The sequence below is a fragment of the Pseudomonas sp. NFACC14 genome, assembly GCF_900106885.1.
Lineage (GTDB): Bacteria > Pseudomonadota > Gammaproteobacteria > Pseudomonadales > Pseudomonadaceae > Aquipseudomonas > Aquipseudomonas fluorescens_AA.
Genome location: NZ_FNOA01000030.1, coordinates 1 through 18,355, shown reverse-complemented (window position 1 = coordinate 18,355; position 18,355 = coordinate 1). Strand labels below are relative to the sequence as shown.

Sequence of the window (18,355 nt, the reverse complement as noted above, 5' to 3'; positions counted from 1 at the left end):
TTCACCCTGTCGATTAGCCGACGAATTTAGTAGGAAATTTCGTCTCTGCTATTGAAACTCGGGTATATGCCCACATTGCATGGAACACACCTATAGAAACGGCAGGCTTTTGCCCGTAGGAAAAGCCCGGAACGCCGTTGGAGATCCCGGCCCATGAAACAGCTGTCCGACGTGAAATTCTCAACCCTCGACCTGGTGCCTGTCCGCGCCGATGGCAATGCCGCCCAGTCCCTGCGCAACTCGCTGGACCTGGCGCAGCACGTGGAAAAATACGGCTACACCCGCTTCTGGGTGGCCGAACACCACAACATGGACGGTATCGCCAGTTCGGCGACGGCAGTGCTGCTGGGCTATCTGGCGGGGGGCACTTCGACCATTCGCGTCGGCTCCGGCGGCGTCATGCTGCCCAATCACGCGCCGTTGATCATTGCCGAACAGTTCGGCACGCTGGAAAGCCTCTACCCGGGTCGTATCGATTTGGGCCTGGGACGTGCGCCAGGTTCCGACCAGATGACCGCGCGGGCGTTGCGTCGCGAGCGTTCCGGCAGCGCGGACGATTTCCCCGAGGACGTGGCCGAACTGATGCGCTATCTCGGCCCGCGCACCCCGGATCAACGCATCATCGCCATGCCCGGCACCGGGACCAACGTGCCGGTATGGCTGCTGGGTTCGAGCCTGTTCAGTGCGCAATTGGCCGGTGAGCGCGGTTTGCCCTACGCATTCGCCTCCCATTTCGCACCACGCTTCATGCACGAGGCGATTCGCATCTACCGTAACCACTTCAAACCGTCGGCGGTGCTCGACAAGCCTTATGTGATGCTCGGTGTACCGCTGGTCGCGGCGGATACCGATGAACAGGCCGATTACCTGGCAACGTCGGTGTACCAGCGGATCCTGGCGTTGATGCGTGGCCAGAGCCTGGTGCAGCGTCCGCCGGTGGAAACCATGAACGGTCTGTGGTTGCCCCATGAGAAAGAGGCGGTTGGCGATTTCCTGGGCCTGGCCATGGTCGGCGGTCCACAGAAGATTCGCGCCAAGCTGCAAGTATTGATCGAGCAAACCCAGGCCGATGAGCTGATTTTCACCAGTGACCTGTATGAACATGCCGATCGTTTGCACTCTTACGAGTTGCTGGCGCAGGTCATGAAAGGCTGAATGACGCCCATGAAAAAGCCGACGCAATGCGTCGGCTTTGATGTTCGAAAAGAATCATTTTTTATAGATGATTTCTTTCGCACCGCCCTCACATTTGCCGACGACTTTTCCGCCAGTCGCTGTGCCTTTATCGACGATTTCCAGCGAATAACCTGACACGCCCTTGGCGTCCAGCTTCGCTGCGATCTCGCTTTTCAGCTCTTCGCAGGGCTTACCGGCCGCAAACGCACCACCGGCAAGGCTCAGCAAACCCAGGGCCACCATCAACTTTTTCATCGCTCGCACTCCTTGGTCGGATCAAATAGGGCAGGTATTGGAAAAACGTAATGCGCAAACCATAGCGCATCGCCACTCCCTATGGCACTCCGCCAGCGTGCAAGTTCAAAAGAACCTCAGCTATTGGCTATCCGGAACCCGACTTTGATGGTCACTTGAAAGTGCGCGGCCCGGCCATTTTCGATGTGGCCGCGGGTTTCCGTGACTTCGAACCATTCCAGATGCTTGAGGCTTTTGCTGGCCTCGGCCAAGGCATTGTTGATGGCGTCTTCAATGCTGGTGGGAGAGGAGCCGACCAGCTCGACTTTCTTGTAAGTGTGATGATCACTCATGGGGATTCTCCTTGGTTGTGTTTAACAGCCTAGCAGCGATTTTTCGCCTTACGTGTGTCGTCGTTCGCGCGCTGAAGTTCAGATTTACTGCACTTTCAGAAACGACTGGAGTCCCAATTCACACACGCCACTCAACCACTGCAGGAGAGAGCCACCATGGCCAGCAATTCGTTACGCAAAGCCTCGTTGCAAAGCATGGAAGCGGAGATCGAGAGTCTGCTCAAGTCGTTGGAAAGCCTGAAGGACGACGCTTCGGACGAGTCGCGTAAGACCCTCAAGTCGCTCAAGGCCAATGCCGAGAACGCGCTGAAACATTCTCGTCATCTGCTCAGCGATGCCTATGAAGAGGTCAAGGTGAAAACCCGTGAAACCGGGATCGCCACACGCGACTACGCGCAGGAACATCCATGGACCACGGCCGGTGTCGCAGTCGGTGCGCTGGGTCTGCTGGCCGCTTACCTGCTGTGCAAGCGCGGTGACTGAGTCGGTAGGCTCAGCTCATGCCTGAGCCACTGGGCCAATTGCCTGGCGCGCCCGTCTGCGGCGCGCTTGGGCAGCCACAACGCCAGTCGCGCCGCGGTTTCATCGAAGCCCCATGGCGCGACCAGGCGACCGGCGCGTACGTCCTCGGCCACCAGTGGCTCGGGCGCGATCGCCACGCCTAACCCCGCTACGGCGGCCTCCAGCAAATAATACAAATGCTCGAATCCTTGCCCGAACTTCAGTGCCTGGGGTTCCAGGGCGTTTTGTCGTGCCCAGGTCGGCCAGGCCTGGGGGCGGGACGTGGTGTGCAGTAACGGCTCGTTCAGCAGCGCGCTGGCCGGTGCGGCTTGCAGGCGCGCGAATCCGGCGTAGTGGGGGCTCATCACCGGGCCGATCCGCTCGCTCACCAGTTCGTACACCTGCATGTCGGCCGGCCATGGCGGCTCGGCGAATACCAGCAAGGCATCCAGCCCCGGTCGCCTGGGGTCCAGGTCGCCTTCGCCGGCGGACAGGTGCAGGCGCAAATCCGGCAGGTCGGCGTTGAGCCTGCCCAGGCGGGGAATGAACCAGCGCGCCAGCAGGCTTCCCGAGCAGCCCAGGACAAACGGGGCATCTGCCGTGCTTTGCATCAGCTCCGCGCAAACACCGCGCAACCGCTCGAACGCATCGGCGCTGACGTCCCGCAGGCGCAAGCCGGCATCTGTGAGTTTCAGGCCGCGCCCGTCCTTGATGAACAAGCTGACGCCCAAATGCTCTTCCAGCACCTTCAGCTGTCGACTCACGGCCCCATGGGTGACATGCAGCTGTTCGGCCGCCTGGCTTACGCTGTTCAGGCGGGCGGTAGCCTCGAAGGCGCGCAAGGCGTTGAGAGGAGGAAGATCGTGGCTCATCTTATCTGTGAGTTTTCCTGACAGGTTGTGGCGATCTTATCGGTTTTCACTGGGGGATGTCAGGGGTAGAGTGAACCTCATCGTCTTTAAACGCATTTGCCTGGAGCGCCCGATGACCCAGCCTACGACCCCTTTCAACCTGCGCAGCGGCCCCGACGCCAACGGCCTGTTCGGTGCATTCGGCGGCCGCTATGTGGCCGAGACCCTGATGCCGCTGATCCTTGATCTGGCCCGTGAATACGAAGTGGCGAAGGAAGATCCGGCCTTCATTGAGGAATTGGCCTACTTCCAGCGCGACTACGTCGGTCGTCCGAGCCCGCTCTACTTCGCCGAGCGCCTGACCGAATACTGCGGCGGTGCCAAGATCTATCTCAAGCGCGAAGAGCTGAACCACACCGGCGCGCACAAGATCAACAACTGCATCGGCCAGATCCTGCTGGCGCGGCGCATGGGCAAAAAACGCATCATCGCCGAGACCGGCGCCGGCATGCACGGCGTGGCCACCGCCACCGTGGCCGCGCGTTTCGGGCTGGATTGCGTGATCTACATGGGCACCACCGACATCGAGCGCCAGCAGGCCAACGTGTTCCGCATGAAGCTGCTGGGGGCCGAAGTGATCCCGGTGGTCGCCGGCACCGGCACCCTGAAGGACGCAATGAACGAGGCCCTGCGCGACTGGGTCACCAACGTCGACAGCACGTTCTACCTGATCGGCACCGTGGCTGGCCCGCATCCGTATCCGGCCATGGTGCGCGACTTCCAGGCCGTGATCGGCAAGGAAACCCGCGATCAACTGCAAGCCCAGGAAGGTCGCCTGCCGGATAGCCTGGTGGCGTGCATCGGCGGCGGCTCCAACGCCATGGGCCTGTTCCACCCGTTCCTGGACGACAAGAGTGTCGAGATCATCGGCGTCGAAGCCGCCGGTTATGGCATCGAGACCGGTAAGCATGCGGCGAGCCTGAACGGTGGCGTTCCGGGTGTACTGCACGGCAACCGCACCTTCCTGTTGCAGGACGACGACGGCCAGATCATCGATGCCCATTCGATTTCCGCAGGTCTCGACTACCCCGGTATCGGCCCGGAACATGCCTGGTTGCACGACATCGGTCGCGTCCAGTACACCTCGGTGACCGACGCCGAAGCCCTGGAAGCCTTTCACAAATGCTGTCGCCTGGAAGGGATCATTCCTGCACTGGAAAGCGCCCATGCCCTGGCGGAAGTGTTCAAGCGCGCACCCAACCTGCCGAAAGATCACCTGATGGTGGTCAACCTGTCCGGCCGTGGTGACAAAGACATGCAAACCGTGATGCACCACATGGAACAGTCCCAGCAGGAGAAACACTGATGAGCCGCCTGCAAACCCGTTTTGCCGAACTCAAGGAACAGAACCGCGCCGCCCTGGTCACTTTCGTCACGGCCGGCGACCCGAACTACGACACGTCGCTGGCGATTCTCAAGGGGCTGCCGGCGGCCGGTGCCGACGTGATCGAGTTGGGCATGCCGTTCACCGACCCGATGGCCGACGGCCCGGCGATCCAGTTGGCGAATATTCGTGCCTTGGGCGCCCAGCAGAACCTGGCGAAAACCCTGCAGATGGTTCGCGAGTTCCGTAAGGACAATACCGAGACGCCGCTGGTGCTGATGGGCTACTTCAACCCGATCCACCGTTATGGCGTGCAACGTTTCATTGGCGAAGCGCTGGATTGCGGTGTCGATGGCCTGATCGTTGTGGACATGCCGCCCGAGCACAACAGCGAACTGTGCGAACCGGCCCAGGCGGCTGGCCTGGACTTCATCCGCCTGACGACGCCGACCACCGACGATGTGCGTTTGCCGACGGTGCTCAATGGCAGTTCGGGTTTTGTGTACTACGTGTCGGTGGCGGGCGTGACCGGTGCCGGTGCCGCGACGCTGGAGCATGTGGAAGAAGCCGTGGCGCGACTGCGTCGCCATACCGATCTGCCCATCAGCATTGGTTTTGGCATTCGCACGCCAGAGCAGGCTGCCGCCATCGCACGATTGGCCGATGGGGTGGTGGTGGGCTCGGCGCTGATCGACCATATCGCCAGCGCCGAAACATCGGAGCAGGCAATTGATGGGGTGTTGAGCTTGTGTGCCGCCCTGGCCGATGGTGTACGCAAGGCGCGTCTCAGCTGATTGATTCAACTGACAGCCACGAAAAAAGGGTTCAGAACTGAGTTCTGAACCCTTTTTTATTCCACCAGGAGCAGTCTTGACGCTGCTTTTTGCAGGGTCAAGGCAACTCCAACCCGCCCCCGGCCTTGTGCAGCTTGCGCAAATGCTCGCCAATTTCTTTCACATTGGCCTCGCTCGCCGCAATTTCAGCTGCGCGGCTCGGCTCGAGCAGCGCCCGGACTTCCTTGTCCAGGTCGCCTGTCAGCGTTTGCAGTTGTTTCTGCCGTAAGCTGCTTTCCGATTCCAGGCGTCGCCACTCGCTGGGTTGCGGCAAGCCGTAGCCGCTGCTGCCCAACAGTTCGGCCGGACGGCTCAGGAAACCGCTGTTGGCGAGGATCTGCTGCAGCGTCGCATTGGCCCGTTCCATACCGCCGTTCTGCAATTCACGGGCGCCGAGGTAGCGCTGTTTGACTTCATCCTGCGCCAACAACAATTGCCGGCGATAACTGGCCTGTTCCAGCAGCAATAACGCCGCGCTGGTGCGCAGGTTGGCCTGTTCGAACCAGACGCGGCGTTCGGCGGCGTCGAGTGCCAGCCAGTCTTCCACCGTTTGCTGCTTGATCGGCAAATACTTCTTCAGCACCTCGAACATCGCCTGGTATCGCTCGCGGAATGAGTCGAAGCGGTAGCCCATCCGCAGGGCTTCCTTGGGATCATCCAGCACGCTGGTATCCGCCAGGCCCCGGCCCTTGAGTACCTCCAGCAGGCCGTTGGGCATGATGCTGTCCAGGCCCTTGAGTTGCTCGTTATTGCTGCCGCTGCGCAACAGCTTCAAGCTCTCCACGGCGCAGTTATTGGACAGGAAGTAATAGTTGCCGTCGTAGCTCCAGTGCATTTCGGCGGCGTGCTCGACCGTTTCCTCGATCTCGGTGCGCGACAGGTTCAGCGGCACCGATGCCAGGCTGCGCAGTTCGGTCTTGGTGTATTCGTCGATCACCTGGGCCAATGGCAATACGAACAGGCGCGATGGGTATTTGCCGACGAGCCCGTCCCAGCTCGACAGCTGCACATCGCCCACGAAGGCGCGGTATGACAACACCAGGTGTTGGTCCAGATCCAGTCGGCAGTCCGGGCCACGTGGGCGGCCCGGCGCGCAGATCACCAGCCGGAGCATGCTGTGGCCCCAGCGGCTCACCCAATTCTGATTGGCCTCGGCCAGCAGGTAATCGATGGCATAGACCCGTTCCGGATCGACCTTGCCCAGCGGTGTCTTGGCGAAGTCGTTTCCGGCGTTGAGGAAGGCGAACGATTGGGCGCAGGTGTCCTTGGCGGCGGGGGCCCAACCGAAGTGTTCCTGGTAATAGCGATACAGGGCGGGGCGTCGGCAGGCATAGCTGGAGTCCAGGAGAAAGTACTCCATGTTGACCGCGACGAACTCCTTGGGGCTGCTCGTTTCATAGAGATCCGGGCTGCGGGCGACCTGGCGGTTGTGCTGTTCCCGTTCACCGCGACGGCCGACGTATTGTGGCCAGCCGGCGAGGTCCAGCAAGCGAGGATCATCGCTGAGGGTGAAACGGCGGTCGTTCTGGCCCCGGCATTCATCGGGAAGACCAATCAACCCGGCGCTGCTGTGGCGTCGAGTGCAACGCTGGATCAGTGCGCGTTCGGTCTCTGGCCATAGACGCGAGCGGTCATAGATGTGGGTCAGTTCGTGCAGGACCGTGGCGAGCATTTCCCGGCGCACGGTGCCGTGGGGGCGATGGGTCTTTTGTGTCGCGGCGCTGCCGTCGACAAGGCTGTCAAGCAGGTTGCTATTGAGGTCCAGTTGCGACACCAGCGAGGCCTGGCCGTAGGCATTGACGGGCATCTGGTCGGTCCAGCCGACATCGATGCGCCGGTCCAGCCTCTCGATGAAGCGCGGCGGCAGGGCCTGCATGGCTTCGTCGAGCAGCGCCTGGCTGGCCTGCTGTTGCGCCGGGCTCAGGCCTTCGACGTTGAGGTGCAATCGCAGGCCGGCCTGGGCCATGCTGCCCGTGAGCAGCAAGACCCCGGCCGCCAGCCAGGCGGCGAACCGCCTCACAATGCGAGGATGGCTTCGGCGAGAACCTGGTCACTGGCGTCGCGGGCTTCCGGCACGCGGGTGCGCAAGGTGTCGAAGGCGGCCTCGAGATGAGCGCCACGAATTTCACCATTGCTGGCGACAAAACTGGCTGCATCGTCATGGGCTTCGCGGACGATTTTCGAATCACGGATGGACGTGGTGGTGTCGGAAGTGAAATCGATCGTGCGCTGGGAAGCGCGAACGATGATGTTACTGGTGGCTACCAGGGTATGTGCCTGGGCCACATCGGCCAACACCAGCAGGCCTAGGGCGGCAGCAATCAGCGGGCTACGCATGGAACGACTCCGGAAAAATAAGGATAGCTATTGGACGAGAATTGCCTGTGCCAGTTCAAGGTCGCTGACGTGAAGTTTTGGCTGGGTCCGGCGCAGGTAATCCAGGGCCGATTCCAGTTGTGCACCTCGCAGTTGCCCGTCGCTGGCGACGAATGCCGCAGCGTCATCGTGAGCGGCGACGATCAGTTTATGGTCGAAGGGCGCAGAGGTCACCATGCTCGTGGCATAGCCGCTGACCACCACTTGCTGGGTGGACACATCGAAGGCATGGGCCGGAACAGACCAGCAAGAAACGATGAAGAACGACGCGATGAACAGATCTGAGTAGAAACGCATGGGACTCGACGGTTGATGGCGAGTTTGAAGGCTAGCGCAAACCCGCGGGCCAGAGCCAGCACTGAAACATCGGAACACCATTTGGTGCCCGATGTTTCATGTTGCATCAGATCACCAGGATGGCCTGGGCCAATTGCGCATCGGTGGCGTTGAGCTGTGGGGCCTGCTGGCGGATGTAATCCAGGGCGCTTTCCAGTTTCACACCACGGATGGCGCCTTCGCTGGCGACGAAGCTGGCGGCGTCATCACGGGCGGCTTGAACGATCTTGTTGTCACGCAGGGATGAGGTTGCATCGGAGGTCGCGTCGGAAGTGGCCTTGAGTGCTCCGACGATGGAGTCGGTGGTGACGATGAAGCTGCTGGCGTTGGAGTGGGCGGCTACGGCCAGCAGGGCAGCTGCGCTGAGCAGGCGAAGACGGATCATGATGAAACTCCTTGAATGATGAGGTGATGCCGGTGCGTGTAGCTGGAAGAGGAGACGCATGTTCGACTCGCTTCGCCACGTTCGGCTCGATATTAGGACAGGAACGCGTTGGCTGACAGCCCTTGCGACAGTCATTGACGGCAGAGGGGCGGCTTACTGTACTGGTGTGTTTTATACATTTCTAAAAGTGTTATGTCTCCAGCGCTTTTGTCAAATCGGGCCCGGAAACGACAAGACCCGTCGCGGTTACCCGCGACGGGTCTTGTTTGTTCAATTCGGTGCTGGCGGTGGACCCGGTGGGTCAGGGCCAGCGACGCTGAGTTAGCGCCAGAACGGCTTGCTCAGCTCTTCGTAGCGTTGTGCTTCGCTGATACCGGCATCAGCCAGCAGGCGCGAATCCAGACGAGCCAGTTGGTGACGGCTGGCGATGCGGCGCTGCCACAACATCAGGTTGGCGATAACGCGAAGAGGCAGGGAAGCCTGGTTTTTTTCAGCTTTGTCTTCGAAAAACAGCTCGGAACTGAGTGTACGTTCCATGGTTGACATCCTTCCGCTTGTGGCGGGATTAGGTAGTGGTTTGACTGGTGCCCATGATCCTCTCGTTTGGCCAGTCTCTCTAGATACAGTTCACCTGTATTGTGAGAGACCAGTTAACTGTTAAAGAGTGGTGTACTGGTCGATATTGAGGCAACTGTACCTATCTGCACGATATTGGTGCAATTTAGTGCGTTCGTCGTTGTTTCATGGGAAAAGACTGTAAGAAAACACCGGTACAGCAGTACAGTTTTTGTCGGTCATGGCTCGAATGACGGTCTTCAACCAAAACTGTATTTGCGATAACGGTGATCCAGCTGTATCAGACGGCCAACATGCGTCCGGTTTCTTCGAGGTTCAGGTGCCAACTCAGTGCATCGCGCAGGATATGCGGGGTATGCCCGCCCAAGGCGCACGCGGCGTCGAAATACTTGTTCAAGGCCTGGTGGTAATTGGGGTGTACGCAATTGTCGATGATCACTCGCGCGCGCTCCCTGGGTGCCAGACCCCGCAGGTCGGCCAGGCCGATCTCGGTCACCAGGATGTCGACGTCATGTTCGGTATGGTCCACATGGCTGACCATCGGCACGACGCTGGAAATGGCCCCACCTTTGGCAATCGATTTCGTGACGAAAATCGCCAGGTGGGCATTGCGGGCGAAATCCCCTGAGCCGCCGATGCCATTCATCATCCGCGTGCCGCAGACATGGGTGGAATTGACGTTGCCGTACAAGTCGAACTCCAGCGCGGTGTTGATAGCGATGATGCCCAGGCGACGTACGACCTCGGGATGGTTGGAGATCTCTTGTGGGCGCAGGACCAGCTTGTCCTTGTACCTTTCCAGGTTTCCAAACACATCGGCATTACGTCGACCCGACAGCGTGATCGAACTGCCGGAGGCGAAACTCAGCTTGCCGGCGTCGATCAGGTCAAATGTCGAGTCCTGCAAAACCTCGGAATACATGGTCAGGTCTTCGAACGGGGAATCGATCAGCCCGCACATCACGGCATTGGCGATGTTGCCGATCCCGGCCTGCAACGGCCCGAGCTTGTTGGTCATGCGTCCGGCCGAAACCTCCTGCTTGAAGAAATCGATCAGGTGATCGGCAATGGCCTGGGTGTCGCTGTCCGGTGACGCGACGGTCGAAGGCGAGTCGCCTTGGTTGGTAATAACAATGGCGGCGATTTTTTCCGGCGGGATCACAATGGCGGGGCTGCCAATACGGTCGTCGACTTTCACCAGGGGGATGGGTGTACGGGTGGGGCGATAGGTCGGGATATAGATGTCGTGCAGCCCTTCCAGATTCGGATTGTGAGCCAGGTTGATCTCGACGATCACTTGGCGGGCGAAAATGGCGAAGCTGGCTGAATTACCCACCGATGTGGTGGGTACGATATGTCCTTGCTCGGTAATGGCCACGGCTTCGATCACGGCAATATCGGGCAGCTTGAGCTGGCCGTTGCGCAGTTGCTCGACAGTTTCCGAGAGATGCTGATCAATGAACATCACCTCGCCTGCGTTGATTGCCTTGCGCAGCGTGCTGTCGACCTGGAACGGCATGCGGCGCGCCAGTACACCGGCTTCGGTGAGCTCCTTGTCGAGGTCATTGCCCAGGCTCGCACCGGTCATCAGGCTGATTTTCAGCGGGGTGACCTTGGCGCGTTCAGCCAGGGCGTGGGGCACCGCTTTCGCTTCTCCGGCGCGGGTAAAGCCGCTCATGCCGACGGTCATGCCGTCCTGAATCAACAAGGCTGCTTCGGCAGCGCTCATCACTTTATTCAATAACGAAGGCAAGCGGATGCGATCACGGTACATAGGTGGTTATCTCGGGCTGGAAAGCAAGATGCGCAGTCTAGTGAATTAGCGCTGTGCCCGACCCGCTACAAAGGTCGCATTTCAGGCGTCTATTACGGGCGTTTCGGACAAAACATCATTACCGGATCGGTAATATTTTGCCTTGATACAAATCAAAACGCCCCGACAGGTCGGGGCGTCTTGGTAAAGCGGCGAGGGTTATTCCACCGCTTTGACCATGTCTTCGATGACCTTCTTGGCGTCACCGAACACCATCATGGTCTTGTCGAGATAGAACAGCTCGTTGTCCAGGCCCGCATAGCCGCTGGCCATTGAGCGTTTGTTGACAATGATGGTCTTGGCCTTGAACGCTTCGAGGATCGGCATGCCGGCAATCGGCGACTTCGGATCGTTCTTCGCCGCCGGGTTGACCACGTCGTTGGCGCCCAGCACCAGTACCACGTCGGCCTGGCCGAACTCGGAGTTGATGTCTTCCATTTCGAACACCTGGTCGTAAGGCACTTCGGCTTCGGCCAGCAGGACGTTCATGTGCCCGGGCATGCGACCGGCCACCGGGTGGATCGCGTATTTGACGGTCACGCCGTGGTGGGTCAGCTTCTCGGTCAGTTCTTTCAGCGCGTGCTGCGCCCGGGCCACCGCCAGGCCATAGCCCGGCACGATGATCACGGTATCGGCGTTGGTCAGCAGGAAGGTGGCGTCGTCAGCCGAGCCGGATTTCACCGGGCGGGCTTCTTTCGAACCGGCCGGGCCAGCCGCATCCGCGCTGTTGCCGAAACCGCCGAGCAGCACGTTGAAGAACGAACGGTTCATCGCCTTGCACATGATGTACGAGAGGATCGCACCGCTCGAGCCCACCAGCGAACCGGCAATGATCAGCATCGAGTTGTTCAGCGAGAAGCCGATGCCCGCTGCGGCCCAACCGGAATAACTGTTGAGCATCGACACCACCACCGGCATGTCCGCGCCGCCGATCGGGATGATGATCAGCACGCCCAGGACAAAGGCCAGGGCCAGCATCAAGGCGAACGCGCCGAGGTTGCCGGTGAACATGAAGGTCAGGCCCAGGCCCAGCGTCGCCAGACCCAGGATCAGGTTGAGCTTGTGCTGGCCACCAAACTGTACCGGTGCGCCTTGGAACAGGCGGAACTTGTACTTGCCCGAAAGCTTGCCGAACGCGATCACCGAACCGGAGAAGGTGATTGCACCAATGGCTGCGCCGAGGAACAGCTCCAGACGGTTGCCGGTCGGAATCGAATCCCCCAGTTGCTTGACGATGCCCAGGGATTGCGGCTCGACGACAGCCGCGATGGCAATGAACACCGCCGCCAGGCCGATCATGCTGTGCATGAACGCCACCAGCTCCGGCATCTTGGTCATTTCGACGCGCTTGGCCATGATCGAGCCGGCGGTACCGCCAACCAGCAGGCCGACGATGACGTAGCCGATACCGGCGGTAGCCAGCTCAGCGCCGAGCTTATAAATGAGGCCTACGGTAGTGAGCACCGCCAATGCCATGCCGAGCATGCCGAACAGGTTGCCTCGGCGGGAGGTGGTGGGGTGCGACAGGCCTTTGAGGGCCTGGATGAAGCAGATCGACGCGATCAGGTAAAGCGTCGTTACCAGGTTCATGCTCATTACTTGGGCGCCTCTTCTTTTACGGCTTTCGGGGCTTTTTTCTTGAACATCTCGAGCATGCGGCGCGTCACGAGGAAGCCACCGAAGACGTTCACCGCGGCCAGGGCCACGGCGAGGGTGCCCATGGTCTTGCCCAAAGGAGTCACGGTCAGCGCGGCGGCGAGCATGGCGCCGACGATCACGATCGCCGAAATGGCGTTGGTCACCGCCATCAACGGTGTGTGCAGCGCGGGCGTTACGTTCCAGACCACGTGGTAACCGACATAAATCGCCAGCACGAAGATGATCAGGTTGTAGATACCGGGGGAGATAAGCTCTTCCATTGTCTGAATCCCTGCTTAGGCGTTTTTGCGGATGACTTGGCCGTCGCGGCACATCAGGCACGCGGCGACGATGTCGTCTTCCAGGTTCACGTCGAACTGACCTTCCTTGGTGAAGACCAGCTTCAGGAAGTCCAGCAGGTTACGGGCATACAGCGCCGAAGCGTCCGCCGCGACTTCACCGGCCAGGTTGGTCGGGCCGCAAATGGTCACACCATTCTCGATCACGACCTGATCGGCCACGGTCAGCGGGCAGTTACCACCCTGGGCTGCCGCGAGGTCGATGACCACCGAGCCGGGTTTCATCTGCGCGACGGTTTCGGCACTCAGCAACGTCGGTGCCTTGCGGCCCGGAATCAATGCGGTGGTGATGACGATGTCAGCCTGTTTGGCGCGCTCGTGCACGGCTTGGGCCTGGCGCTGCATCCAGCTGGCCGGCATCGGCCGGGCATAACCGCCGACGCCGACGGCGCACTCACGCTCTTCGTCGGTCTCGTAAGGCACATCGACGAACTTCGCGCCGAGGGACTCGATTTGCTCCTTGACCGCCGGGCGCACATCCGAAGCCTCGATCACCGCGCCCAGGCGCTTGGCCGTGGCGATCGCCTGCAATCCGGCGACGCCCGCGCCGAGAATCAGCACGCGCGCCGCTTTCACGGTGCCCGCGGCAGTCATCAGCATCGGCATGAAGCGCGGATAGTAATGGGCGGCCAGCAACACGGCTTTGTAACCGGCGATGTTCGCTTGAGACGACAGCACATCCAGGCTCTGGGCTCGGGAAGTACGTGGCGCGGCCTCAAGGGCGAAAGCGGTAATGCCGCACTCGGCCAGCTTGGCGATGGTTTCGTTGTTGAACGGATTGAGCATGCCCACCAGAACGGTGCCGCTCTTGATCAGCGTCAGTTCGCTGTCGCTGGGCGCCACCACCTTGAGGATCAGCTCGGCCCCGAATGCATCACTGGCGCTGCCAATGGTTGCGCCCGCTGCCTCATAGGCACTGTCGATAACGCTGGCCTTGATACCGGCGCCGCTTTGAACAGTGACTTTATGGCCTTGGCCGATCAACTTCTTGATGGTTTCCGGGGTAGCAGCAACCCGTGTTTCACCCGTTTGGGTTTCGAGGGGAACACCAATGTGCACGTCAAATCTCCTGCGTGATCTTATTGAGTAAACCCAGGCACTTCGGATGGTGCGGCTGGGGCGGCCGATCAGCACGGTCCCGCCAAACCAGGCGGGGCGCGGCATTTTGCAGGCGAAAATTCAGCCCTTCAAGAGATTATGACAGGTGACGGAAAATTAACTACAAGTCACCCTGTGACCGAATGTCGCGATTATCGATCGGCAGCCCTTGTGGGCCGTGCTTTCCAAGGATTCAGGTTCAAATTGACAATTTTCCCCATCGGCCAGATGAATAAGCGCTGATGTGTTGGGTGATATGGCTCGAAGCCATGTATTTAGACGCTTTGGAGACTACTGCACGGGCTGGATAACAGATTGACTGAATGCGACATAAACTTATATCTGTAGCGACTTCTGTTGGTTTACTACCTGAGTCTATTTTTATTTTTTCCTTATTAATCAATAAGATAATTATTTGCTTGGTTCACGAGCCAGTCACGAAAAGCTCGAAGGGAGGCGGACTCGACTTTTCGCTCCGGAATCATCAGGTAGTAGGCCTTGATGCTTAACAGCGCGTTACGGTTGGCCACGACCAGTCGTTTCTCTGCCAGTTCGCGTTGAATCAAAAAGGGCGGAATCAGCGCGATACCCATGTCGTGCATAGCCGCTTGGGCGAGCATGGAGAATAGTTCATAACGCGGTCCTGTAAGGTCTCGTGCGATATTCAGGTTCTGGGCGTTGAACCACTGGCGCCACGCATATGGACGCGTGGTCTGCTGCAGCAAGGGCAGTTCGGCAATCTCCTCTGCGGTCAAGCCCTTGCGACCGTCTAGCAAGGCGGGGCTGCATACCGGCATCGGGTTTTCGCCCATCAGCTTGTGGGATTCGGTACCGGACCAGTCCGCATCGCCAAAATAGATGGCGGCGTCAAACTCCGTATCGGCAAAGAGAAAGGGACGCGTGCGGTTGGTCAGGTTGACGGTGACTTCCGGATGCTGCTGCTGGAAGTCCTTGAGGCGTGGCAGTAACCATTGGGTGCCGAAGGTCGGCACCACGGCCAGCTCGATCACGTTCGCACCGGTGTGCCCCATCACTGAAAGTGTGTCGCGCTCGACGGCATCCAGTTGGGTGGCAACGCGTCGGCTGTAGGAAAGACCGGCTTCGGTCAGTTTGACGCCGCGGCGCGAGCGTCGGAAAAGCTCCACGCTGAGGAAGTCCTCCAGGCTGGCGATCTGTCGGCAGATAGCGCCTTGCGTGAGAGAAAGCTCCTGCGCTGCCTTGGTGAAGCTTTCATGGCGCGCGGCAGCCTCGAAACTGACCAGGGCGGCGGTACTGGGGATTTTACGGCGCATGTACGTAAGCCTCACTCAAGACCTATATAAATGGGGTTCTTAGCGTTTACGGAGTGAGAAATTAGCACAGGTTAGTGCGTAATCCTCGTTTGCCCTTGTAGGAAACCGCGCCTAGGATCAATCCACGATTTTCATTCAATTGCGAGGACTCTTTCATGGCCGGTAAAGCGAGCTTCAACTGGATCGATCCGTTGTTGCTGGATCAGCAGCTCACCGAAGAAGAACGCATGATCCGCGACACTGCCGAGCAGTTCGCCCAGCAGAAGCTCGCACCACGAGTGCTGGAAGCGTTCCGTCATGAAAAAACCGACCCGGCGATTTTCCGCGAGATGGGTGAAGTCGGCCTACTGGGGGCTACCATTCCTGAACAGTACGGCGGCAGTGGGTTGAACTACGTCAGCTATGGCCTGATCGCTCGTGAAGTAGAGCGGGTCGATTCCGGTTACCGCTCGATGATGAGCGTGCAATCCTCGCTGGTCATGGTGCCGATCAACGAATTCGGGACTGAGGCGCAGAAACAGAAGTATTTGCCGAAGCTGGCGTCGGGTGAATGGATCGGCTGCTTTGGTCTGACTGAGCCGAACCATGGTTCCGACCCGGGTTCGATGATCACTCGTGCGCGCAAAGTGGAAGGCGGCTACAGCCTGACGGGCAGCAAGATGTGGATCACCAACAGCCCGATCGCTGACGTATTTGTCGTCTGGGGCAAGGACGACGCCGGTGACATCCGCGGCTTCGTTCTCGAAAAAGGCTGGAAGGGGCTGAGTGCGCCGGCCATCCATGGCAAGGTCGGGCTGCGCGCCTCGATCACTGGCGAAATCGTCATGGATAACGTATTCGTTCCAGAAGAGAACATCTTCCCGGATGTCCGTGGCCTGAAGGGCCCCTTTACTTGCCTGAACTCGGCGCGCTACGGCATCTCCTGGGGCGCCTTGGGGGCGGCTGAGTTCTGCTGGCATACCGCTCGCCAGTACACGCTGGACCGGCAGCAGTTTGGTCGCCCGCTCGCTGCGAATCAGTTGATCCAGAAGAAACTGGCCGATATGCAGACTGAAATCACGCTGGCCCTGCAGGGATGCCTGCGTCTGGGGCGTATGAAAGACGAGGGCACGGCGGCGGTCGAGATTACCTCGATCATGAAGCGCAACTCCTGCGGCAAGTCCCTAGATATCGCCCGCATGGCGCGGGACATGCTGGGCGGCAACGGTATTTCCGATGAGTTCGGCATCGCGCGTCATCTGGTGAACCTGGAAGTCGTAAACACCTATGAAGGCACGCACGATGTGCATGCGCTGATTTTGGGGCGTGCGCAAACCGGTATCCAGGCGTTCTACTAATAGGAGAACGGTCATGGGCGCGCTTTCGCATCTGCGGGTATTGGATTTATCGAGGGTATTGGCCGGGCCGTGGGCCGGACAGATCCTGGCGGACCTGGGGGCTGATGTCATCAAGGTCGAGCGTCCCGGCAATGGTGACGATACGCGCGCCTGGGGGCCGCCCTTCCTGAAGGATGCCCGAGGCGAGAACACGACCGAAGCCGCTTATTATCTTTCAGCCAATCGCAACAAACAGTCGGTGACCATCGACTTCACGCGACCAGAGGGGCAGCGGCTGGTGCGAGAGCTGGCGGCCAAGTCCGACATCCTGATCGAGAACTTCAAGGTGGGCGGCCTGGCGGCGTATGGCTTGGATTATGACTCGCTAAAGGCGATCAATCCGCAATTGATCTATTGCTCGATAACCGGGTTTGGCCAGACCGGCCCTTACGCCAAGCGCGCCGGGTATGACTTCATGATCCAGGGATTGGGGGGCTTGATGAGCCTGACCGGTCGCCCTGAAGGCGATGAGGGTGCGGGGCCGGTGAAGGTAGGGGTCGCGTTGACGGATATCCTCACGGGGCTGTATTCGACCGCTGCCATTCTGGCGGCGTTGGCCCATCGTGATCATGCCGGCGGCGGGCAGCACATCGATATGGCCCTGCTGGATGTTCAAGTGGCTTGCCTGGCCAACCAGGCGATGAACTACCTGACCACGGGCAGCGCGCCGAAGCGGCTGGGTAATGCTCATCCGAACATCGTGCCTTATCAGGATTTTCCTACGGCTGATGGCGATTTTATCCTGACGGTGGGTAATGACGGCCAGTTCCGAAAGTTCGCTGAGGTTGCCGGTCAACCGCAGTGGGCTGATGATCCGCGTTTTGCCACTAACAAGGTGCGGGTGGCGAACCGGGCGGTGTTGATTCCGTTGATTCGCCAGGCGACGGTGTTCAAGACCACCGCCGAATGGGTGACCCAGTTGGAGCAGGCCGGTGTGCCGTGTGGGCCTATCAACGACCTGGCCCAGGTGTTTGCCGATCCTCAGGTGCAGGCACGTGGGCTGGCGATGGAGCTGCCTCACCTGCTGGCCGGTAAAGTGCCGCAGGTGGCCAGTCCGATTCGACTGTCCGAGACGCCGGTGGAGTATCGCCATGCGCCTCCTTTATTAGGGGAGCATACGTTGGAGGTGCTGCAGCGAGTGTTGGGGTTGGACGAAGCTGAGGTCATGGCGTTCAGAGAGGCTGGGGTGCTGTGAGTCTTCTCTTCTATATAAAGGAGCGTGTAAAAGGGCAAAAGCGACAGGGTTTACCAGTGCTGCGCAACTTATTGATAGAAAAGCGAAATTAAGGGTTGACGGCAGATTCTGGAAGTCTATAATTCGCCCCACTTCCGGCGCAGTCGAAACGGAAAACTCCTTGATATTCAATGAGTTAAGTAGGTTTCGATGGTGCGGGGCTTCAGTTCATCGAAGCCCGGAAGGCGCAGGTAGAGCAGTGTTGTTTGGCTCTATATGCGGTTCGATCCTCTCGGTCGAAAGCGGTGAAAAAGAGGTGTTGACAGCAGCGAGTAACGCTGTAGAATTCGCCTCCCGCTAACGAGAGATCGGAAGCGCAAGTGGTTGAAGTTGAAAAGGAAACTTTGAAAACTTCTGAAAATAACCGCTTGACAGATACACGGGGCGCTGTAGAATGCGCGCCTCGGTTGAGACGAAAGGCTCAGCCAACCGCTCTTTAACAACTGAATCAAGCAATTCGTGTGGGTGCTTGTGGAGTCAGACTGCTAGTCAACAGATTATCAGCATCACAAGTTACTCCGCGAGAAATCAAAGATGTAA

General features: G+C 59.5%; 19 protein-coding genes. 6 read left to right on the top strand and 13 right to left on the bottom strand.

Annotation, left to right across the window (positions count from 1 at the left end; all coding sequences use genetic code 11):
- Nucleotides 1–153 precede the first annotated feature (153 nt).
- Nucleotides 154–1,155: an LLM class flavin-dependent oxidoreductase gene (locus BLU85_RS27655; protein WP_092167650.1), complete on the top strand. Its 1,002-nt coding sequence runs from the start codon at nucleotides 154–156 to the stop codon at nucleotides 1,153–1,155.
- Nucleotides 1,156–1,209: 54 nt separating this feature from the next.
- Here the strand turns inward: BLU85_RS27655 and BLU85_RS27650 are convergent, their stop codons facing one another.
- Both BLU85_RS27650 and BLU85_RS27645 read right to left on the bottom strand, forming a co-directional pair.
- The gene (locus BLU85_RS27650) at nucleotides 1,210–1,431 is read right to left on the bottom strand and encodes a DUF1161 domain-containing protein (protein ID WP_092204897.1); all 222 of its coding nucleotides are present in this window, start codon (nucleotides 1,429–1,431) and stop codon (nucleotides 1,210–1,212) included.
- Nucleotides 1,432–1,547: 116 nt separating this feature from the next.
- Nucleotides 1,548–1,763, bottom strand: coding sequence for a dodecin (locus BLU85_RS27645; protein ID WP_003177209.1), 216 nt, complete (start codon nucleotides 1,761–1,763; stop codon nucleotides 1,548–1,550).
- A 156-nt stretch (nucleotides 1,764–1,919) separates the two neighbouring features.
- On the opposite strand from BLU85_RS27645, the gene BLU85_RS27640 reads away from it, so the two are divergent.
- Nucleotides 1,920–2,246: an ElaB/YgaM/YqjD family protein gene (locus tag BLU85_RS27640; RefSeq protein WP_003196426.1), complete on the top strand. Its 327-nt coding sequence runs from the start codon at nucleotides 1,920–1,922 to the stop codon at nucleotides 2,244–2,246.
- Here BLU85_RS27640 and BLU85_RS27635 read toward each other — a convergent pair.
- On the bottom strand, nucleotides 2,219–3,136 hold the full coding sequence (locus BLU85_RS27635; RefSeq protein WP_092204898.1) for a LysR family transcriptional regulator: 918 nt from the start codon (nucleotides 3,134–3,136) through the stop codon (nucleotides 2,219–2,221). The two genes, BLU85_RS27640 and BLU85_RS27635, sit on opposite strands and share 28 nt — an antisense overlap.
- Before the next feature lie 112 nt (nucleotides 3,137–3,248).
- Here BLU85_RS27635 and trpB point away from each other — a divergent pair, with 112 nt between their 5' ends.
- Nucleotides 3,249–4,481, top strand: coding sequence for a tryptophan synthase subunit beta (trpB, locus tag BLU85_RS27630; RefSeq protein WP_053127073.1), 1,233 nt, complete (start codon nucleotides 3,249–3,251; stop codon nucleotides 4,479–4,481).
- Nucleotides 4,481–5,293 (top strand): tryptophan synthase subunit alpha, encoded by an 813-nt coding sequence (gene trpA / locus BLU85_RS27625; RefSeq protein WP_092204899.1) that lies wholly within the window; start codon nucleotides 4,481–4,483, stop codon nucleotides 5,291–5,293. The genes trpB and trpA overlap by 1 nt, the downstream gene beginning before the upstream one ends.
- 97 nt (nucleotides 5,294–5,390) lie before the next feature.
- Here trpA and BLU85_RS27620 read toward each other — a convergent pair whose 3' ends face one another.
- The 10 genes from BLU85_RS27620 to BLU85_RS27575 all read right to left on the bottom strand — a co-directional run bounded on the left by BLU85_RS27620 (nucleotide 5,391) and on the right by BLU85_RS27575 (nucleotide 15,205).
- Nucleotides 5,391–7,352, bottom strand: coding sequence for a DUF7844 domain-containing protein (locus BLU85_RS27620; protein ID WP_092204900.1), 1,962 nt, complete (start codon nucleotides 7,350–7,352; stop codon nucleotides 5,391–5,393).
- A complete protein-coding gene (locus BLU85_RS27615) occupies nucleotides 7,349–7,669 on the bottom strand; it encodes a DUF2388 domain-containing protein (protein ID WP_003187020.1) in 321 nt (106 codons plus the stop codon). The genes BLU85_RS27620 and BLU85_RS27615 overlap by 4 nt, the downstream gene beginning before the upstream one ends.
- Before the next feature lie 27 nt (nucleotides 7,670–7,696).
- On the bottom strand, nucleotides 7,697–8,005 hold the full coding sequence (locus tag BLU85_RS27610; protein ID WP_092204901.1) for a DUF2388 domain-containing protein: 309 nt from the start codon (nucleotides 8,003–8,005) through the stop codon (nucleotides 7,697–7,699).
- Nucleotides 8,006–8,111: 106 nt separating this feature from the next.
- A complete protein-coding gene (locus tag BLU85_RS27605) occupies nucleotides 8,112–8,429 on the bottom strand; it encodes a DUF2388 domain-containing protein (protein WP_092204902.1) in 318 nt (105 codons plus the stop codon).
- 321 nt (nucleotides 8,430–8,750) lie between these two features.
- Nucleotides 8,751–8,966: a DUF1127 domain-containing protein gene (locus BLU85_RS27600; RefSeq protein ID WP_003187014.1), complete on the bottom strand. Its 216-nt coding sequence runs from the start codon at nucleotides 8,964–8,966 to the stop codon at nucleotides 8,751–8,753.
- 319 nt (nucleotides 8,967–9,285) lie between these two features.
- On the bottom strand, nucleotides 9,286–10,779 hold the full coding sequence (locus BLU85_RS27595; RefSeq protein WP_092204903.1) for an acetyl-CoA hydrolase/transferase family protein: 1,494 nt from the start codon (nucleotides 10,777–10,779) through the stop codon (nucleotides 9,286–9,288).
- A 198-nt stretch (nucleotides 10,780–10,977) separates the two neighbouring features.
- The gene (locus BLU85_RS27590) at nucleotides 10,978–12,414 is read right to left on the bottom strand and encodes an NAD(P)(+) transhydrogenase (Re/Si-specific) subunit beta (protein ID WP_092204904.1); all 1,437 of its coding nucleotides are present in this window, start codon (nucleotides 12,412–12,414) and stop codon (nucleotides 10,978–10,980) included.
- Nucleotides 12,414–12,737 (bottom strand): NAD(P) transhydrogenase subunit alpha part 2, encoded by a 324-nt coding sequence (locus BLU85_RS27585; RefSeq protein ID WP_003187010.1) that lies wholly within the window; start codon nucleotides 12,735–12,737, stop codon nucleotides 12,414–12,416. The genes BLU85_RS27590 and BLU85_RS27585 overlap by 1 nt, the downstream gene beginning before the upstream one ends.
- A gap of 15 nt (nucleotides 12,738–12,752) precedes the next feature.
- The gene (locus BLU85_RS27580; protein WP_060739788.1) at nucleotides 12,753–13,874 is read right to left on the bottom strand and encodes a Re/Si-specific NAD(P)(+) transhydrogenase subunit alpha; all 1,122 of its coding nucleotides are present in this window, start codon (nucleotides 13,872–13,874) and stop codon (nucleotides 12,753–12,755) included.
- Between the two features lie 434 nt (nucleotides 13,875–14,308).
- Nucleotides 14,309–15,205, bottom strand: a complete 897-nt coding sequence (locus BLU85_RS27575; RefSeq protein WP_092204905.1) for a LysR family transcriptional regulator — start codon at nucleotides 15,203–15,205, stop codon at nucleotides 14,309–14,311.
- A 155-nt stretch (nucleotides 15,206–15,360) separates the two neighbouring features.
- Here BLU85_RS27575 and BLU85_RS27570 point away from each other — a divergent pair, with 155 nt between their 5' ends.
- Both BLU85_RS27570 and BLU85_RS27565 read left to right on the top strand, forming a co-directional pair.
- Complete coding sequence (locus BLU85_RS27570; RefSeq protein WP_092204906.1) at nucleotides 15,361–16,542, top strand: acyl-CoA dehydrogenase; 1,182 nt, start codon at nucleotides 15,361–15,363, stop codon at nucleotides 16,540–16,542.
- Nucleotides 16,543–16,555: 13 nt separating this feature from the next.
- A complete protein-coding gene (locus tag BLU85_RS27565; protein WP_092204907.1) occupies nucleotides 16,556–17,776 on the top strand; it encodes a CaiB/BaiF CoA transferase family protein in 1,221 nt (406 codons plus the stop codon).
- Nucleotides 17,777–18,355 lie beyond the last annotated feature (579 nt).

Coding starts and splice junctions, on each gene's coding strand:
- BLU85_RS27655 (WP_092167650.1), top strand. CDS start 154: ATGAAACAGCTGTCCGACGTGAAATTCTCAACCCTCGACCTGGTGCCT.
- BLU85_RS27650 (WP_092204897.1), bottom strand. CDS start 1,431: ATGAAAAAGTTGATGGTGGCCCTGGGTTTGCTGAGCCTTGCCGGTGGT.
- BLU85_RS27645 (WP_003177209.1), bottom strand. CDS start 1,763: ATGAGTGATCATCACACTTACAAGAAAGTCGAGCTGGTCGGCTCCTCT.
- BLU85_RS27640 (WP_003196426.1), top strand. CDS start 1,920: ATGGCCAGCAATTCGTTACGCAAAGCCTCGTTGCAAAGCATGGAAGCG.
- BLU85_RS27635 (WP_092204898.1), bottom strand. CDS start 3,136: ATGAGCCACGATCTTCCTCCTCTCAACGCCTTGCGCGCCTTCGAGGCT.
- trpB (WP_053127073.1), top strand. CDS start 3,249: ATGACCCAGCCTACGACCCCTTTCAACCTGCGCAGCGGCCCCGACGCC.
- trpA (WP_092204899.1), top strand. CDS start 4,481: ATGAGCCGCCTGCAAACCCGTTTTGCCGAACTCAAGGAACAGAACCGC.
- BLU85_RS27615 (WP_003187020.1), bottom strand. CDS start 7,669: ATGCGTAGCCCGCTGATTGCTGCCGCCCTAGGCCTGCTGGTGTTGGCC.
- BLU85_RS27610 (WP_092204901.1), bottom strand. CDS start 8,005: ATGCGTTTCTACTCAGATCTGTTCATCGCGTCGTTCTTCATCGTTTCT.
- BLU85_RS27605 (WP_092204902.1), bottom strand. CDS start 8,429: ATGATCCGTCTTCGCCTGCTCAGCGCAGCTGCCCTGCTGGCCGTAGCC.
- BLU85_RS27600 (WP_003187014.1), bottom strand. CDS start 8,966: ATGGAACGTACACTCAGTTCCGAGCTGTTTTTCGAAGACAAAGCTGAA.
- BLU85_RS27595 (WP_092204903.1), bottom strand. CDS start 10,779: ATGTACCGTGATCGCATCCGCTTGCCTTCGTTATTGAATAAAGTGATG.
- BLU85_RS27590 (WP_092204904.1), bottom strand. CDS start 12,414: ATGAGCATGAACCTGGTAACGACGCTTTACCTGATCGCGTCGATCTGC.
- BLU85_RS27585 (WP_003187010.1), bottom strand. CDS start 12,737: ATGGAAGAGCTTATCTCCCCCGGTATCTACAACCTGATCATCTTCGTG.
- BLU85_RS27575 (WP_092204905.1), bottom strand. CDS start 15,205: ATGCGCCGTAAAATCCCCAGTACCGCCGCCCTGGTCAGTTTCGAGGCT.
- BLU85_RS27570 (WP_092204906.1), top strand. CDS start 15,361: ATGGCCGGTAAAGCGAGCTTCAACTGGATCGATCCGTTGTTGCTGGAT.
- BLU85_RS27565 (WP_092204907.1), top strand. CDS start 16,556: ATGGGCGCGCTTTCGCATCTGCGGGTATTGGATTTATCGAGGGTATTG.